The organism is Nonomuraea recticatena, assembly GCF_039533245.1.
In the GTDB taxonomy this organism is placed as follows: Bacteria; Actinomycetota; Actinomycetes; order Streptosporangiales; family Streptosporangiaceae; genus Nonomuraea; species Nonomuraea roseola.
In genome coordinates, this window is record NZ_BAAATE010000007.1 from 218,169 (window position 1) to 232,938 (window position 14,770).

Genomic DNA, 14,770 nt, shown 5'->3' on the forward strand with positions numbered 1-14,770 from the left:
GGCACCCCATACGAAAGATCAGGACATATGGCTGTATCTCTCTAGAGAGGTACCGGCACGGAATGTGATCAGTCGATCCAGGTGTGCGACGTACCGGACATCGCCTAAGCTGCCACGCATGTTCCATGACCGAGCCAGACCCGTCATGGACACCGCATGACGATCCTGCAGAGCGCACCGAGGTCGTCGCGGGTCACGGGGCAGCGGCAGGCCAACCGGTGGTCGGTCCTGGTTCTGCTGTGCCTGAGCCTGCTGCTCATCACTGTCGACGCCACCGTCCTGCACATCGCCGTCCCCGCGTTGACCGCGGCGCTGGAGCCTTCCTCGGTCGAGCTGCTGTGGATCATCGACGCCTACTCGCTGATCGTGGCGCCCCTGCTGATCATGTTCGGCACGCTGGGTGACCGATACGGGCGAAAACGCCTGGTGCTGTGGGGCTACGTGCTCTTCGGCCTCGCCTCGGCGGCCGCCGCCTTCGCGCCGACGCCGCTGACGCTGATCCTGGCCAGGGGGCTGCTCGGCGTGGGCGGCGCGATGATCATGCCGGCCACGCTCTCCATCATCCGACAGGTCTTCACCGACCGCCGCGAGCGCGGGCTCGCGCTGGGCGTGTGGAGCGCGGTCGCGGCGGCCGGCGCCGCCGTCGGCCCGCTGGTCGGCGGCCTGCTCGTCCAGCACTTCTGGTGGGGCGCGGTCTTCCTGATCAACGTCCCCATCCTGCTCGTGCTGCTGCCCGCGGCCTCCCGCCTGCTGCCCGAGTCGCGCAGGCTCACCGGCCGGCCCTGGGACGCCACCAGCGCGGCGCTGTCGGTGTTCGGCATCCTGGCCCTGGCCTTCGGCCTGAAGGAGGCGGGCGCGGGGCACGCCGCCGGCCTCGCGGTCCTCCTCACCGGCGCCGGTCTGCTCGTCTGGTTCGTACGGCGGCAGCGCCGCCTGCCCCATCCCCTGCTCGACGTGGGCCTGTTCAGGGACAAGGCGTTCGCCACCGGGGTGGCGGGCGTGCTGTTCGGCGTCTTCTCCCTCGTCGGGCTGCAGCTCATGCTCGCCCAGTACCTCCAGCTCGTCCTCGGCGACAGCCCGCTGCGCGCGGCGCTCAGGATGCTGCCGCTGGTGCTGTCGGCCATCGCAGGCGGTCTCGCGGCGGCGAGCGTGCTGCGCAGGATCGGCATGCGGGCCACCATGAGCGGCGGGCTCGCGCTGGTGGCCGTCTCGCTCACGCCGACCCTGTCATGGGGTGTCGAGGCTCATCCGATCATGCTCGCGGTCTGCTTCGTCGGCATCGGGTTCGGGCTGCAGGTCGCCTTGCTTGCCGCCTCCGACACCATCATGTCGGCCGCGCCCGAGGACAGGGCCGGTGGCGCGGCGGCCATCGAGGAGACCGCCTACGAGCTCGGCGCGGGGCTCGGCGTCGCGGTGCTCGGCACGATCACCGCGGTGGTCTACGCGCCTGGCGTGCCCACGGTGCAGGGGGTGCCCGCTCCCGCGATGGACCAGGCCAGGCAGTCGCTGGCGGGTGCGGCGCACGTCGCGCACGAGGTGGGCGGCCGCCCTGGCACGGCGCTGCTCGACGCCGCGAGGTGGGCTTTCGTCCACGCGCTTCACACGACGATCGTCGTCAGCGTCGTGCTGCTCGCCCTCACCGCGGCCGCGGTGGCCCTGCTCATCCGACGCGACTGAGGTTTCAAATGACCCGATCAGGTCACAGGAATACCGTGAGACGGACCCTCCACGATCTCGCCACGCTCGCCGCCAGGATCGGGGTCGGCGGGATCTTCTTCGCGAACGGCTGGCACAAGCTCGAGGTGGGGCTCACCGCCACCGGCACCCAGTTCGCCACGCAGGGCGCCCCCGCTCCCGGCGCGTGGGCGGCGGTCACCATGCTCACCGAGCTGATCGGCGGGGCGTTACTCGTCGCCGGGCTGTTCACCGCCCCCCTGGGGCTGGTGCTCTTCGCCGAGACCCTGGCCGTCTTCTTCGTGGCCAGGCCGCTGAACCCGATCGACACCAACCTCATCGTGGTGCTGGGCGCGGCCGCCGTGCTGCTGGCGGTGACGGGCGCCGGGCGCGTCTCGGTCGACCACATGGTGGTGATCAGGCGCAGGGAGGCCGAGGCCGCCGACGAGTTCGCCGCCGATCACGAGGCCGACAACGTCATCGCCTCGCTGCGCGACCCCGACGCCCCGCACGAACCGGGCCCCCTGCACGGCGACGACATGCGAGGTTCGGCCGCCCCCGAGACGGCTCCCCCCGTGCCGGACTCCCGTGGAGCGGGCGAGACGGAGGTGGGGCCCGGCGAGGACACCGCGCCGCACCACCTCCCGCGCACCGTGACCGACGAGCTGCCAGGCGACACCCTGGTGGCGGGCAAGAAGACGGCGAGCGCCGCGCGGAGCGGGCGCGGCCGTACGGGGAGGAAGCCTGCCGACCCCGCCGAGTGACGCCACCCCCTCAGGACGCGCCCCGAGTGCGGCTCAGATCTCCACGCGGCTCGGGCCGGGCGGCGCGGGTTCGGGGACGCGCCTGCGGACGGGGCGCAGGAGCCCCTGGGTCATCGCGATCGCGACGAGGATCACCACCGCCCCTACGGGCTGGTTCCAGGCCAGGCTCTCCCCCAGCACCGCCACGCCGGACACCACGGCGAAGACGGGCAGGAGGTAGGTCACCGTCGAGGTCGTCGTCACCCCCGCCCGCACCTGGACCCAGTACAGCAGCAGGTAGGCGATGCCGGTTCCGAGCCCGCCCAGCGCCAGCATGCTCCACCACACGGCGGGCGGCGCCGACAGGTCGACCAGGGCCACCCCCGCCAGCGGGGTGATCACCGCCAGTTGGAGGGTGCCGCTCAGCAACTGGCCCGCCGCGAGCACCACGGGGGCCTCCGAGCGGCGCCCGGTGATGAAGCGGCCCAGGTAGGAGCCGCCCACGCCGTAGCAGAGCGCCGCCCCGAAGCAGGCCAGGCTGCCGCCGAGCTCACCGCCGCTCAGCGGCTGCCAGACGCCGAGGACCACCATCACGCCCGCGAACCCGAGCCCGAGCCCCGCCATCCTGCTCGCGCTCGGTTTCTCCGCGCGCAGCAGCAGCGTGAAGGCGAGGGTGCACAGCGGGGTGGTGGCGTTCCAGATGGCCGCCACGACGGAGGAGACGTACTGCTCGCCGTAGGCGAAGAGGGTGAAGGGCAGGGTCGTCAGGACCACCGAGGCGACCTGGAAGTGGGCCCACAGTCGCGGGTCGCGCGGCAGCGCCCTGCGGCTGAGCGCCAGGGCGACCAGCAGGGTCGCCGCGCCGATCGCCATGCGGCCGAAGGAGACCTGGAGGGGGTGCAGCGTGCCGACGGCGACCTTGATGAAAAAGAAGCTGTTGCCCCAGATGAGGGCCAGTAGCAGGAAGGCGGGCAGCCAGCGGCCCACGGGGGTGCTCTTCACGAGGACAGGAGCGTAGTCGCGACGCCCCGCCGAGTCGTAGGGAAATATCCCTATTTGTCCGTAGCGGCGGCCGCGGTCGCGCACGCCTCGCGGTAGTCGCCGCCCGTGGCCAGGTAGTGCGCGGTCAGGCGCTGGAGCATCTCGCGCAGGTGGGCGCGCTCGCCGGGCTTCAGCGGGGCGAGCACGTGGTCGTCGACGAAGCGGAGGACGGCCGTGGCCTCCTCGAGCCTCACCCTGCCCATGTCGGTGGCCACGATCATCTTGCTACGCCTGTCGGCGGGGTCGGGCACCCGCTCGACCAGGCCCGCCTCGACCAGCTGGTCGACCAGGTAGACCATCACCGTGCGGTCGAGCCTCAGCTGGTTGGCCATGTCGATCTGGTTGCGGGCGCAGCCGTGCGCCGCCGCGTTGACGACCATGTAACCGCGCTGCGAGCCGGGGAAGCCCTCGAGCGCCCGCTGCGAGGCGGACAGGTGGTTCTGAAAGACCTGGGCGAGCAGCCAGCCGAGGGTGTCGTCGAGCCCGGCCGGGAGCTCGTGCTCAGTCTTCATGGGGACCAGTCTACTCCGCTTGACAGACAAGCTGCTGGGCAGACAATCTGTAAAACAGATTATCTCGCCAACCGATGAAAAGGATCACCATGCCCCAGCTGCTGCACATCGACGCCTCGGCCGTCCACGACGGATCGGTCTCCAGGCAGGTGGCCAGGTCGTTCAGGGACGCGTGGGAGGGCGAGGTCGTCTACCGCGACCTCGGGGCGCGCCCGGTACCGCACCTCACCGAGGCCGGGATCGTCGCGAGGCACGCTCCTGCCCAGGAGCACGACGCGGAGCAGGCGACCGCGGCCTTCCTGCAGGAGGCGCTGGTGGAGGAGTTGCTACAGGCGGAGGCGTACCTGTTCGCCGTGCCGATGTACAACTTCGGCGCGCCCTCGACGTTCAAGGCGTGGCTCGACCACGTCCTGATCCCGGGGCGGACCCTGGGCATGAGCCCCGACGACAGCCCGATCGCCGGCAGGCCCGCGACGCTCATCAGCGTGCGCGGCGGCGCGTACGGCCCCGGCACGCCCAGGGAGGGCTGGGACTTCGCCGACCCGTACCTGCGCAAGATCCTCACCGAGGTGTTCGGTCTGGAGCTGCGGGTGGTCACCGCCGAGCTGACGCTGGCGGACACGACGCCCGCCATGGCAGGGCTGCGCGAGGCGGCCGCCGCCTCACAGGCCGCCGCGCACGTCGCCGCCCGCGAGCACGCGCGCCGGATCAGCGCGAGGTCGCTCGTCTAGCGGGTGCTCGCCCTGATGGCCAGCCGCGGTTCGAGAAGTGTGGCGTCGGGCACCGGGCGGCCTTCGAGCTTGGCCATGAGCAGCTCGACCGCCCGGTTGCCGACGTCCTCGGCGGGAATCAGCACCGAGGTGAGCGGCGGGCTGGCGCGCTCGGCGACGTCGTCGGGGCAGATGGCGACCACGGACACCTCGTCGGGCACCCGCCTGCCGAGCAGTCGCAGGGCGCCGAGCACGTGACCGACCGACGCCTCGTTGTGCACCACCAGCCCCGTGAGGTCGGGATGCTGGGCGAACAGATCCTTGACGGTCGCGGCCACCTCGTCGAAGGTCTCCTCGCACGGCAGCGCCACGCCCGCCTCGCCCGCGGCCTCGACGAACCCCTCTCTGGTACGGCGGGCATAGCCCGTGCCCCGTTCGTAGACCACCGACGGAGCGCCCAGCAGGGCGAGCCTGCGATGCCCCAGGGAGGTCAGGTGCTCCACGCACAGCGCGCCCGCCCTGGCGAAGTCGAGGTCGACGCAGGTCAGGCCGGAGGGGTCGGCGGGGAAGCCGATCAGCACGCTGGGCTCCTCCAGCCCGCGCAGCAGCGGCACGCGAGGATCGTCGAGCTCGACGTCCATGAGCACCATGCCGTCGACCATCGAGCTGGCGGCGACCCTGCGCAGGCCGTCGGGGCCCTCGTCGGCGGTCATGAGCAGCACGTCGTGGTCGTGCCTGCGGGCCATGGCCACGACCGAGCTGGCGAACTGCATCAGCACCGGCAGGTGCATGCCCGCGCGAAGCGGCAGCACGAGCGCGATGACGTTGGAGCGCCTGCTGGCCAGGGCCCTGGCTCCCGCGTTGGGGTGGTAGCCGAGCTCGCCGATGCTGCGCAGCACCCGCGCCCTGGTCGTCTCGGAGATGGCGCGTTTGCCGCTGAGCACGTAGGAGACGGTGCTCACCGCGACGCCCGCGTGCCTGGCGACCTCGGCGATGGTGACTGCTCGGTTGGTCATGCGAACCGCATTCCGCTCAGAGTGACCCCTTCATTCTCGAACACGACATAAAGATCGTGCACGCCTGCCGTGCTCGCAAGGTCGCAGCGGGTCTCGGCGAGCTCGCCGGGTCCCGGCACGGGGACGGTGGCCAGCACCTGGCCGGAGAGGGGGTCGCCGAGGCGCAGGGTCAGCATCGCGCCCCCCGCGCTGGCCGCGGTGATCACGCAGGAGTCGTGCGCGGCGAAGGCGACCTGCCGGTAGAGGATCCACGCGCCCGGCGCCTCCCCTCGGACGGTGTCGCGGTCGGTGAAGGTGATCGCGTCGTACTCGTCGTGGTCCACGGCTCGCAGCTCGCCGGGGTCGCGGGGCGGGATGCGCTCGCCCTCGACGTCGAAGGCCGCGCACAGGCGCAGGTCGCGGGCCGAGCGGCCGACCATCAGCAGGTGGGTGGCCTCCTCCACGACCAGGCGGCCCCTCGTGACGTCCCAGAAGGCGAGGTCGCGCCGGTCGGGCTCGAAGCTGACGCGGGCGCTCTGGCCAGGGGCCAGCCGTACGCGCTCGAAGCCGCGCAGGCGGCGCAGCGGCTGCTTGACGCGGGAGCGGCGCTGGTGGGTGTAGAACTGCACGACCTCGACGCCCTCGCGCTCACCGGTGTTGGTGACGGTCACCTCGGCCCTCGCTCCGTCCATCGTGAGGTCGGTGTAGGCGAAGCAGGTGTAGCTGAGGCCGTGGCCGAAGGGATAGAGCGGGGCGCCGCGGTAGTAGAGGTAGGTGGCGTCCGAGGCGATGATGTCGTAGTCGAGCAGGTCGGGAAGCTCGCAGGCGTCCCTGTACCAGGTCTGGGTGAGGCGGCCCTCCGGGTCGCGGTCGCCGAACAGCACCTCGGCCAGGGCGTGGCCGTACTCCTGGCCCCCGTGCGAGGACCACAGGACGGCGGGCACGTGCTCGTCGGCCCAGGTGACGCCGAACGGGTAGCCGCTGCTGAGCACCAGGACGGTGGCGGGGTTGGCGGCGTGGACGGCGCGCAGCACGGCCTCCTGCGCGGCGGGCAGGTCCAGGTCGGTGCGGTCCTCGGTCTCGCGCCCGTTGACCAGGGGATGGTCGCCCGCCACGACGACCGCGACGTCGGCGGTGGCGGCCAGCTCGGCCGCCTGCCTCGCGCCGCTCGACAGCAGCTCCCACGACAGGGCGGCCGGCTCGTCGGCGAGCACGAGGCGTCCGTCCTCCTCGGCGACGTAGCGCCCCGAGTGCAGGTGGCGCAGGGAGCCGTCGGCCCTGCGGAAGGTCTGGCGCACCTCCCACCCGTTGGGGCCCGGCTGGTCGCAGGCCAGGCGCCCCTCCTCGTCGGCCGAGAGGAACTGGCCGTTGAGCGGCGAGCGCAGGGCCAGCGCTCCCCCGCCCCAGTCGAAGACGTCGAACTCGTGCCCTCCGAGGGCCACCCTGTCCACGCCCTCGCAGAAGACGGTCTCGCACCTCTCGGCCATGCCCTGCAAGGCGGTGACCGTGTAGGGCAGGGTGCCGCTGTACCAGTCCTCCATCAGGGTGTCGGCGAGCTGGCCGATGACGGCGACCTTGAGAGGGGCGCGCAGCGGGAGCAGGCCCTCGTTCTTGAGCAGCACGATCGACCTGGCCGCCGCCTCGCGGGCGAGGTCCTGATGCTGCCCGGGGGTGTACGGCGCGCTCTCCCCCTGCTCGGCGGCCTCCTCGTCGTCGAACTCGCCGAGGCGCACGCGGATCGACAGCACGTGGCCCGCGGCCCTGTCGATGTCCTGCTCGTCGAGCAGGCCCCGCTCGAGGGCGGTCCTGAGGTGGGCGAGGGTGTCGGCGGGACGGTCGTCGTCCTGGGTGAAGCTGTCGAGGCCCGCCTTGACGGCCGCGGCGTAGGCGGTGGGCGCGTCGGGGTGGTAGGCCTGCAGGCCGTACAGGTTGCCCGGGGCGTAGGCGTCGCTGACGACCAGCAGCTCGTCGGGCGCGGCGGCGCGCAGCACGTCGTTGATCAGCGGGCTGAGGTGGGCGGGCCGCCCGTTGACCAGGTTGTAGGAGGGCATGACGGCGACGGCGGCCTGGAGCGGCGGCAGGAAGGCGGGCAGCTCGTACTCGTGCAGCACTCTCGGCGGCAGGTTGCTGGAGGTGACGCAGCGGTCGGTCTCGTTGTTGTAGCCGAGGAAGTGCTTGAGCGTGGGGGCGGTCCTGAGGACGGGACCCCTGCCGCGCAGGCCCGTGGCGTAGGCGGTGGCCAGCAGCCCTGTCAGCCACGGGTCCTCGGAGTAGCCCTCCTCGTTGCGACCCCATCGCGGGTCGCGCAGCGGGTTGACGACGGGGGCCCACACGTTGCGGCCGGCTCCCGCGGGGTCCTTGCGATGGGAGGCGAGCACCTCGTCGGCGGTCGCGGCGCCCACCCTCTCGACCAGCTCGGGGTCCCAGGTGGAGGCGAGGCCGACGGCCTGGGGGAAGACGGTGGCGGGACCGAGCCAGGCCAGCCCGTGCAGGGCCTCGGTCCCCGTCCTGAACGCCTTGACGCCGAGCCTGGGGATGGCGGGCTGGTGCTGGTGGAGCAGCGACAGCTTCTCCTCGAGCGTGAGCCTGCCGAGCAGGTCTGCCACGCGGTGCGCGGTGGGGTGCGCCGGGTCTCGGAAGGGTTCGTTCATGTGGGGGGTCCGCCTGTCGAAGCGCTTCGATAACCGATCCGGATATTTCGGGGTTGTTACCGGGATGGGTGCTCTGAGCGTGCCCGCTGGTGCGTCCCCGGGTCAAGACCCCTTGGCGAAGCGCTTCGACAATCTCTCGCCGGCCCGCCACCGATCAACGGGGCGGACCGGGCGACAGGCCGGAGGTCAGGGACGGCGCGTGAGGTAGCCGCCCATGGTGCGGAAGAGCTCGGTGGCGGGCAGGTCCGTGCCGTCCTCGGTGCGGACGCGTTCGATCACCAGGCCATGACTGCGGCCCTTGCGCGCCTGCGCGCCGGCGACGATGACGACGCCGTCTCCCTCGCGGATGAAGACGCGGCCGGGCGTGCCGCCGTACCTGCCGGTGGAGACCGACGCCTTGAGCACGCGCACGCGGGCGCCGTTGTAGTGGGTGAAGGCGTTGGGGTACGGGTCGGACTGCGCCCGCACGAGCCTGGCGATGTCCTCGGCCGGCCAGCTCCAGTCGATCTCGCTGTCCTCGATCGAGCGCTTGTGGAAGAAGCTGGCCATGGACCTGTCCTGGGGCGTCCAGTCGGTGCGTCCGGAGGCGATGAGGGCGAGCGACTCGGTGACGATGGGGGCGATCAGGTCGACGGTGCGATGGAACAGGTCGGTGGCGGTGTCGTCGGGCCCCACGGGCACCGCGCGCTGCAGCACGATGTCCCCCGCGTCGAGGTCCTCGTCCATCATGTGCGCGGTGACGCCCACCTCCTTCTCTCCGTTGATCAGCGCCCAGATGAGCGGGGAGAAGCCCGCGTAGGCGGGCAGCAGCGAGTCGTGCACGTTGAGCGTGCCGTGGCGGGGCAGGGTGAAGATCTCCGGCGGGATCCAGGTGCGCCAGTTGTTGGCGACGATGAGGTCGGGATCGGCCTCCTTGAGCCTGGCCATGAGCTCCTGGTCGTCGGGGCGGTTGCGCAGGAGCACGGGCACGCCGTGCTCCTCGGCCAGGTCGGCCACGGAGTCGCTCCAGATCCGCTCGTAGGCGTGCTCGCTCCTGGGGTGCGTCACGACGAGGACGACCTCGTGGCCGGAGTCGAGCAGCGCCCTCAGTGTGCGGTGGCCCCAGGTCTGGTAGCCGAACATCACGATCCGCATGGCGTCTCCTTGTAGGGGGGATCGGAACGGGTTAGGCTCCCCTTAATTAGGAGAGGCTAACCTAACCTCGAAAGGCGCTCAATGCGGGTTCACGACCTGATCGGCATCGGATTCGGCCCTTCCAACCTCGCGCTGGCGATCGCGTTAAAGGAGAACGGACCGGTCGACGCGGTCTTCTTCGAGAAGCAGGCGACGTTCGGCTGGCACCGCGGCATGCTGCTCGACGGCACGACGATGCAGGTCTCCTTCCTGAAGGACCTGGTCACGATGCGCAACCCGGCCAGCGAGTTCGGCTTCCTGAGCTACCTGCGCGACAGGGGGCGCCTGGCCGACTTCATCAACCACAAGACGATGTTCCCCTCGCGCCTGGAGTTCCACGACTACCTCGAGTGGGCGGCGACGCCCTTCGCCGACCAGGTGGAGTACAGGTCCGAGGTGGTCGGGGTCACCCCGGTGAGCGTCGACGGCGTGGTGGACCACCTCGACGTGGTCGTACGGCAGGGCGGCTGCGCCGACGAGCTGACGACCAGGCGCACCAGGAACGTGGTCATCGCCGCCGGTCTGGAGCCCGTGCTCCCGCCGGGGGTCGTGAGCGGCGAACGCGTCTGGCACAGCGAGGAGCTGCTCGACCGCCTTCCCTCGCTGCGCGACCCCCGGCGCTTGGTCGTGGTGGGGGCGGGACAGAGCGCCGCCGAGGTCACCGACCACCTGCACGGCGCCTTCCCCGGCGCCGAGGTGTGCGCCGTCTTCTCCAAGTACGGCTACACCCCCGCCGACGACAGCTCCTTCGCCAACCGCATCTTCGACCCCGAGGCCGTCGACCACTTCTACGGCGCGTCCGAGGAGGTGAAGAGGATGCTGCTGGCCTACCACGCCTCGACCAACTACTCGGTGGTGGACCTCGAGCTCATCGACGAGCTCTACCGGCGCCACTACCAGGAGAAGGTGCGGGGGACCGAGCGGCTGCGCATCTTCAACGCCTCCCGCGTGGTGGAGGTGGCGCGCGGCCCCAGGGTCACCGTGGAGTTCCTCCCCACGGGAGAGCGCACCGTCCTGGACGCCGACGCCGTCGTCTACGCCACCGGCTACCGCTCGGGCGACCCGCTCACCCTGCTGGGCGAGGCGGGCGAGCTGTGCGAGCTCCTGCCGGACGGCGGCCTGCGGATCGGGCGCGACTACCGCGTGGCCACCAAGGAGGAGATGCGCTGCGGCGTCTACGTGCAGGGCGCCACCGAGCACACCCACGGCCTCACCTCCACCCTGCTGTCGAACACCGCGCTCAGGGCGGGCGAGATCGCCGCCTCGGTCAGCATGAACCGGTCGTACGCGCTCCCCCGCTGACGGGCCCGACGTGGTGGCGGCCGATCGGGATGACCAGCGGGGTCGCGCTGACCGGGTCGGCCGTCACCACGCAGCGCAGGCCGAAGACCTCCTCGACCAGCGCCGCGTCGACCACCTCGAGGGGCGGGCCCTCGGCGACGACGCGGCCCTCCTTCATCACGATCACGTGGTCGGCGTAGCGGCAGGCCTGGTTGAGGTCGTGCAGGACCATGACGACCGTGCGGTCCTGCCGTCTGTTGAGATCGACGACGAGGTCCAGGACGTCGATCTGGTGGGCCAGGTCGAGGAAGGTGGTCGGCTCGTCCAGCAGGAGCACCGGGGTGTTCTGGGCGACCGCCATGGCGATCCACGCCCGCTGGCGCTGCCCTCCCGACAGCTGGTCGAGCGGCCTGCCCGCGTGTTCGAGCATCCCGGTGGCGACCAGCGCCGCCGTGACCGCGTCCTGGTCGGCCGCCGACCACTGCCGCCACCACGTCTGGTGCGGCGACCTGCCCTGCCCGACCAGGTCGCCGACCGTCAGGCCCTCCGGCGCGACGGGCGACTGGGGCAGGATGCCGAGCCGCTGGGCGACCTGGCGGGTCGGCATCGCGTGGATGGAGCGGCCGTCGAGGTGGACGGCGCCGCCGCGCGGGGACAGCAACCTGGCCAGCGCGCGCAGCAGGGTCGACTTGCCGCAGGCGTTCGCGCCGATGATGACGCTGATCCTGCCGGGCGGCACGGCCAGGTCGAGCCCGTCGACGACGAGCCTGTCGTCGTAGGCCAGCCGCAGCCCCGTGGCCGTCAGCGACGGATTGGTCACGTCTTTCACCCTCCCGTGCCCGTCCTGTTGGCGCGGGCCAGTTGCCACAGCAGGAACGGCGCCCCGAGGACGCCCGTCACCACCCCGACGGGCAGGACGGAGTCGGCCAGCAGGCGCTGACTGATCAGATCGCCCACCAGCACGATCGTCGAGCCGGTGAGAGCGGAGGCGGTGAGCGGCGGGCTGCCCGCGCGGGCGGTGCGCTGCGCGATCTGCGGCGCGGCCAGCGCGACGAAGAGCACGGGCCCGGCGGCGGCGGTGGCGAAGGCGGCCAGCGCCGCGTCGCACAGCAGCTGCGCGAGGCTGGCGCGCTGCACGGGCGTGCCGAGCCGTCCCGCGACCTCGTCGCCGAGACGCAGCGTCCGCTGCCACCGCCCGAGCAGCAGCACGGCGGGAAGCAGCACCGCCAGCGCGAGCGCCAGCGGCCCCGCGTGCTGCCACCCTCTGTCGTTGAGGTTGCCCACCAGCCAGCCGAGCACCTTCTGCGCCTGGTACAGCTCGGCCCTGCTCAGCAGGTAGGAGGTGAGGCTGACGCACATCCAGCTGACCCCGATGCCCACGAGCACGATCCGGTAGCCCGTGGTGCCGCGTTTCCAGGCCAGCAGGTAGATCGCCAGCCCGGACGCCAGCGCGCCCGCCAGGCCGAGCGTCTGCGGGGCCAGTCCCGCTCCCGTGCCGAGCACCACGCCCGCGGCCACGGCGGTGCCGGCTCCCTGGGTGATGCCGAGCATGTCGGGGCTGGCCAGCGGGTTACGGGTGACGGACTGGAAGATCGCCCCCGACAGGCCGAAGGCCGCGCCCGCCAGCAGGGCCACCGTCGCCCTGGGAAGGCGCAGCTCCCAGACCACGAACAGGTCGGCCCGCTCACCCGCGCCCAGCAGCGCGTTCAGCAGGCCGTGGGGACTGAGGGCGTAGTCGCCCGAGCCCATGGCGACGGTCAGGCAGAGGGCGAGCAGGGCGGCCAGGCCCGCGCCCAGCCAGACCACCGCCAGGCGCAGGCGCAGGATGCCGGAGACGGGCGGCCTGGTCAGCCGGAAGTGCAGGCGCCCTCGGGAGAGTTCGAGCACGGTCACAGCTCCGCGAGCCTGCGACGGCGCACGAGCGCGATGAAGAAGGGCGCTCCGAGGAAGGCGGCGACCAGGCTCACGTCCAGCTCGCTCGGGCGCACGACGACCCTGCCGAGGATGTCGGCCGCCAGCAGCAGGCAGGGGGCCACCAGCATCGAGGACGGCAGCAGCCAGCGGTGGTCGGGCCCTGTGACGGTCCTGACCAGGTGCGGCACGACCAGGCCGACGAAGACGATCGGGCCGGTGACCGCCACGGCCGCGCCGGTGAGCAGGGTGATCGCCAGCGCGCCGCCCAGCCGTACCAGGGCGAGCCTGCGGCCGAGCGCGGCGGCGACGTCTTCGCCGAGCGAGAGGCTGTTGAGCGCGGGCGCGGTGCTCAGCGCGAGAAGGGTGCCGGCGGCCAGGAACGGCGCGACGGCCAGGAGCGTGCCGCCGTCGTGGCCGGTGAGGGAGCCCGACGACCAGTACCTGTAGCGGTCGAGCGCCTCGGGGTCGGTCAGCGCGATGCCGCCGGTGAGCGAGTCGAGAAGGTAGGTGACCGCGATGCCGGCCAGCGCCAGCTTGACAGGGGAGGCGCCGCCCCTGCCCCTGCTGCCCAGCAGGTAGACCGCCACGGAGGCGGCAGCGGCCCCGGCGAAGGCGAACCAGATCGACGGCAGCAGCCCGCTCACGCCCAGCGCTCCCGCCGCCAGGACGATGCCGAACGCGGCGCCCGCGCTGACGCCCAGCAGCCCGGGATCGGCCAGCGGGTTGCGGGTCAGGCCCTGCATGACCGCGCCCGCCAGGCCGAGCGCCGCCCCCGCCAGCACGGCGACCAGTGTGCGGAACAGCCGCGTGCCGCCGACGATGGCGGCCACCTCGGGATCCACGCTCGCCGGATCCACGAGGGCGCGCGCGACCTCGTCGAGCGGGATCGCCCGGCTGCCGATCGCCAGCGACAGCAGGCAGAGCACGGCCAGGACGGCGGCGCTGCCCACGATCAACCTCTTCATTAGGTTAGGCATACCTCACTTAAGCCTGACATACAAGGCTTTTCACGGGGATCAAGATAGGTAAGGCTTACCTTAGTACTCAGATCAAGAAGAGGGAACCATGTCCACACGATTGTCGATGGTGCTCGCCGTCCTGGCGCTGGCCGTCATCACGGCCTGCGGCGGCCAGACCCCCGCCGGTACGGCCGCGACGCCCGCCCCCGCCGCCTCGGGCTCGGCCCCGGCCGCGGCCTTCCGCGTGAAGGTCGAGCATCTGCACGGCACGACCGAGATCGCCAGGCGACCCGAGCGCATCGTCACCATCGGCCTCAGCGACCACGAGCCCGTCCTGGCTCTCGGGTTCAAGCCCATCGGCGTGGTCGACTGGTTCCAGCGCACCCCCTTCACCGACTGGCCCTGGACCACGGGCGTGTGGGGCGGCGCCGAGCCGACCGTGCTCGGACTGCGCGAGGACGGCGTCAAGATGGAGAAGCTCCTCGCGCTCAAGCCCGACCTGATCTTCGCGATGTACTCGGGCATCCAGAAGGAGCAGTACGACCAGCTGTCGAAGATCGCTCCCGTGGTCGCGCAGCCGAAGGGCTACGACCCCTACGCCGCGCCGTGGCAGGAGATGACGCTGCTGGCGGGGCGCGCGCTGGGCGAGGAGCCGAAGGCCGAGCGGCTCATCGCCGGCATCAAGGACAGGTTCGCCCAGGCCCGCGCCGCCAACCCGCAGTGGAAGGGGCTGACCGCGGTCGCCGCCGACAGCTTCAAGGCGGGCCAGTACTTCGCCTTCCAGAAGGGCGACCCCAAGTCGGCGTTCCTGGCCGAGCTGGGCTTCACCGTCCCCGAGGGGATCACCAAGGAGGCCGGCAAGCTCAACGGCGTCGAATTCGGCTCCGAGCGCATGGACCTGCTCGAGGTGGACCGCCTCGTCTGGCTCACCACCGGCAAGCAGCCGTGGGAGCGGATCAAGAACGACAGCGTCTACAAGCAGCTGAAGGTCGCCAAGGAGAGCCGCGACCTCTTCCTGACCTACCAGGACCCGCCGATCGGCGCGGCGCTGTCCTTCAACACCGTGCTCAGCATCCCGTACGCCATCGACCAGGTCGTCCCGCTGCTCAAGAAGTGA

General features: G+C 71.7%; 13 protein-coding genes. 5 read left to right on the forward strand and 8 right to left on the reverse strand.

What is annotated here, in order from left to right; all coding sequences use genetic code 11:
* The first annotated feature begins 156 nt into the window (after positions 1-156).
* Together ABFX50_RS16870 and ABFX50_RS16875 are read left to right on the forward strand one after the other, a co-directional pair.
* Positions 157-1,677, forward strand: a complete 1,521-nt coding sequence (locus tag ABFX50_RS16870; protein WP_346147410.1) for an MFS transporter — start codon at positions 157-159, stop codon at positions 1,675-1,677.
* A gap of 35 nt (positions 1,678-1,712) precedes the next feature.
* Positions 1,713-2,438 carry a DoxX family protein gene (locus ABFX50_RS16875; RefSeq protein WP_346147412.1) on the forward strand — a complete coding sequence of 242 codons (726 nt, stop codon included), beginning with the start codon at positions 1,713-1,715 and terminating at the stop codon, positions 2,436-2,438.
* A 33-nt stretch (positions 2,439-2,471) separates the two neighbouring features.
* Here ABFX50_RS16875 and ABFX50_RS16880 read toward each other — a convergent pair whose 3' ends face one another.
* Together ABFX50_RS16880 and ABFX50_RS16885 are read right to left on the reverse strand one after the other, a co-directional pair.
* On the reverse strand, positions 2,472-3,419 hold the full coding sequence (locus ABFX50_RS16880; RefSeq protein WP_346147413.1) for a DMT family transporter: 948 nt from the start codon (positions 3,417-3,419) through the stop codon (positions 2,472-2,474).
* Between the two features lie 50 nt (positions 3,420-3,469).
* Positions 3,470-3,970: a MarR family winged helix-turn-helix transcriptional regulator gene (locus ABFX50_RS16885; protein ID WP_346147415.1), complete on the reverse strand. Its 501-nt coding sequence runs from the start codon at positions 3,968-3,970 to the stop codon at positions 3,470-3,472.
* Between the two features lie 89 nt (positions 3,971-4,059).
* On the opposite strand from ABFX50_RS16885, the gene ABFX50_RS16890 reads away from it, so the two are divergent.
* Entirely contained in the window at positions 4,060-4,701 is a 642-nt protein-coding gene (locus tag ABFX50_RS16890) for an FMN-dependent NADH-azoreductase (protein WP_346147417.1), read from the forward strand.
* Here the strand turns inward: ABFX50_RS16890 and ABFX50_RS16895 are convergent.
* The 3 genes from ABFX50_RS16895 to ABFX50_RS16905 all read right to left on the reverse strand — a co-directional run bounded on the left by ABFX50_RS16895 (position 4,698) and on the right by ABFX50_RS16905 (position 9,460).
* Positions 4,698-5,696 carry a LacI family DNA-binding transcriptional regulator gene (locus ABFX50_RS16895; protein WP_183647005.1) on the reverse strand — a complete coding sequence of 333 codons (999 nt, stop codon included), beginning with the start codon at positions 5,694-5,696 and terminating at the stop codon, positions 4,698-4,700. The two genes, ABFX50_RS16890 and ABFX50_RS16895, sit on opposite strands and share 4 nt — an antisense overlap.
* Positions 5,693-8,326, reverse strand: a complete 2,634-nt coding sequence (locus tag ABFX50_RS16900) for a glycoside hydrolase family 3 C-terminal domain-containing protein (RefSeq protein WP_346147420.1) — start codon at positions 8,324-8,326, stop codon at positions 5,693-5,695. The genes ABFX50_RS16895 and ABFX50_RS16900 overlap by 4 nt, the downstream gene beginning before the upstream one ends.
* A 186-nt stretch (positions 8,327-8,512) precedes the next feature.
* Positions 8,513-9,460, reverse strand: a complete 948-nt coding sequence (locus ABFX50_RS16905; RefSeq protein ID WP_346147422.1) for a methionyl-tRNA formyltransferase — start codon at positions 9,458-9,460, stop codon at positions 8,513-8,515.
* A gap of 81 nt (positions 9,461-9,541) precedes the next feature.
* Here ABFX50_RS16905 and ABFX50_RS16910 point away from each other — a divergent pair, with 81 nt between their 5' ends.
* Positions 9,542-10,801: a lysine N(6)-hydroxylase/L-ornithine N(5)-oxygenase family protein gene (locus tag ABFX50_RS16910; RefSeq protein WP_346147423.1), complete on the forward strand. Its 1,260-nt coding sequence runs from the start codon at positions 9,542-9,544 to the stop codon at positions 10,799-10,801.
* Here ABFX50_RS16910 and ABFX50_RS16915 read toward each other — a convergent pair.
* From ABFX50_RS16915 to ABFX50_RS16925, 3 genes are read right to left on the reverse strand one after another with little or no spacing between them, the layout of a single operon-like run.
* A complete protein-coding gene (locus ABFX50_RS16915; protein ID WP_312895531.1) occupies positions 10,767-11,600 on the reverse strand; it encodes an ABC transporter ATP-binding protein in 834 nt (277 codons plus the stop codon). The two genes, ABFX50_RS16910 and ABFX50_RS16915, sit on opposite strands and share 35 nt — an antisense overlap.
* A gap of 5 nt (positions 11,601-11,605) precedes the next feature.
* Positions 11,606-12,673 carry a FecCD family ABC transporter permease gene (locus ABFX50_RS16920; protein WP_346147425.1) on the reverse strand — a complete coding sequence of 356 codons (1,068 nt, stop codon included), beginning with the start codon at positions 12,671-12,673 and terminating at the stop codon, positions 11,606-11,608.
* Positions 12,670-13,659, reverse strand: a complete 990-nt coding sequence (locus tag ABFX50_RS16925; RefSeq protein WP_346147427.1) for a FecCD family ABC transporter permease — start codon at positions 13,657-13,659, stop codon at positions 12,670-12,672. The genes ABFX50_RS16920 and ABFX50_RS16925 overlap by 4 nt, the downstream gene beginning before the upstream one ends.
* Positions 13,660-13,759: 100 nt before the next feature.
* Here ABFX50_RS16925 and ABFX50_RS16930 point away from each other — a divergent pair, with 100 nt between their 5' ends.
* Complete coding sequence (locus ABFX50_RS16930; protein ID WP_346147431.1) at positions 13,760-14,770, forward strand: iron-siderophore ABC transporter substrate-binding protein; 1,011 nt, start codon at positions 13,760-13,762, stop codon at positions 14,768-14,770.

Bases quoted from the DNA above. Each gene is read 5' to 3' on its own strand.
- ABFX50_RS16925 (WP_346147427.1), bottom strand. From the start codon at position 13,659: ATGAAGAGGTTGATCGTGGGCAGCGCCGCCGTCCTGGCCGTGCTCTGC.
- ABFX50_RS16895 (WP_183647005.1), bottom strand. From the start codon at position 5,696: ATGACCAACCGAGCAGTCACCATCGCCGAGGTCGCCAGGCACGCGGGC.
- ABFX50_RS16885 (WP_346147415.1), bottom strand. From the start codon at position 3,970: ATGAAGACTGAGCACGAGCTCCCGGCCGGGCTCGACGACACCCTCGGC.
- ABFX50_RS16890 (WP_346147417.1), top strand. From the start codon at position 4,060: ATGCCCCAGCTGCTGCACATCGACGCCTCGGCCGTCCACGACGGATCG.
- ABFX50_RS16905 (WP_346147422.1), bottom strand. From the start codon at position 9,460: ATGCGGATCGTGATGTTCGGCTACCAGACCTGGGGCCACCGCACACTG.
- ABFX50_RS16930 (WP_346147431.1), top strand. From the start codon at position 13,760: ATGTCCACACGATTGTCGATGGTGCTCGCCGTCCTGGCGCTGGCCGTC.
- ABFX50_RS16900 (WP_346147420.1), bottom strand. From the start codon at position 8,326: ATGAACGAACCCTTCCGAGACCCGGCGCACCCCACCGCGCACCGCGTG.
- ABFX50_RS16910 (WP_346147423.1), top strand. From the start codon at position 9,542: ATGCGGGTTCACGACCTGATCGGCATCGGATTCGGCCCTTCCAACCTC.
- ABFX50_RS16870 (WP_346147410.1), top strand. From the start codon at position 157: ATGACGATCCTGCAGAGCGCACCGAGGTCGTCGCGGGTCACGGGGCAG.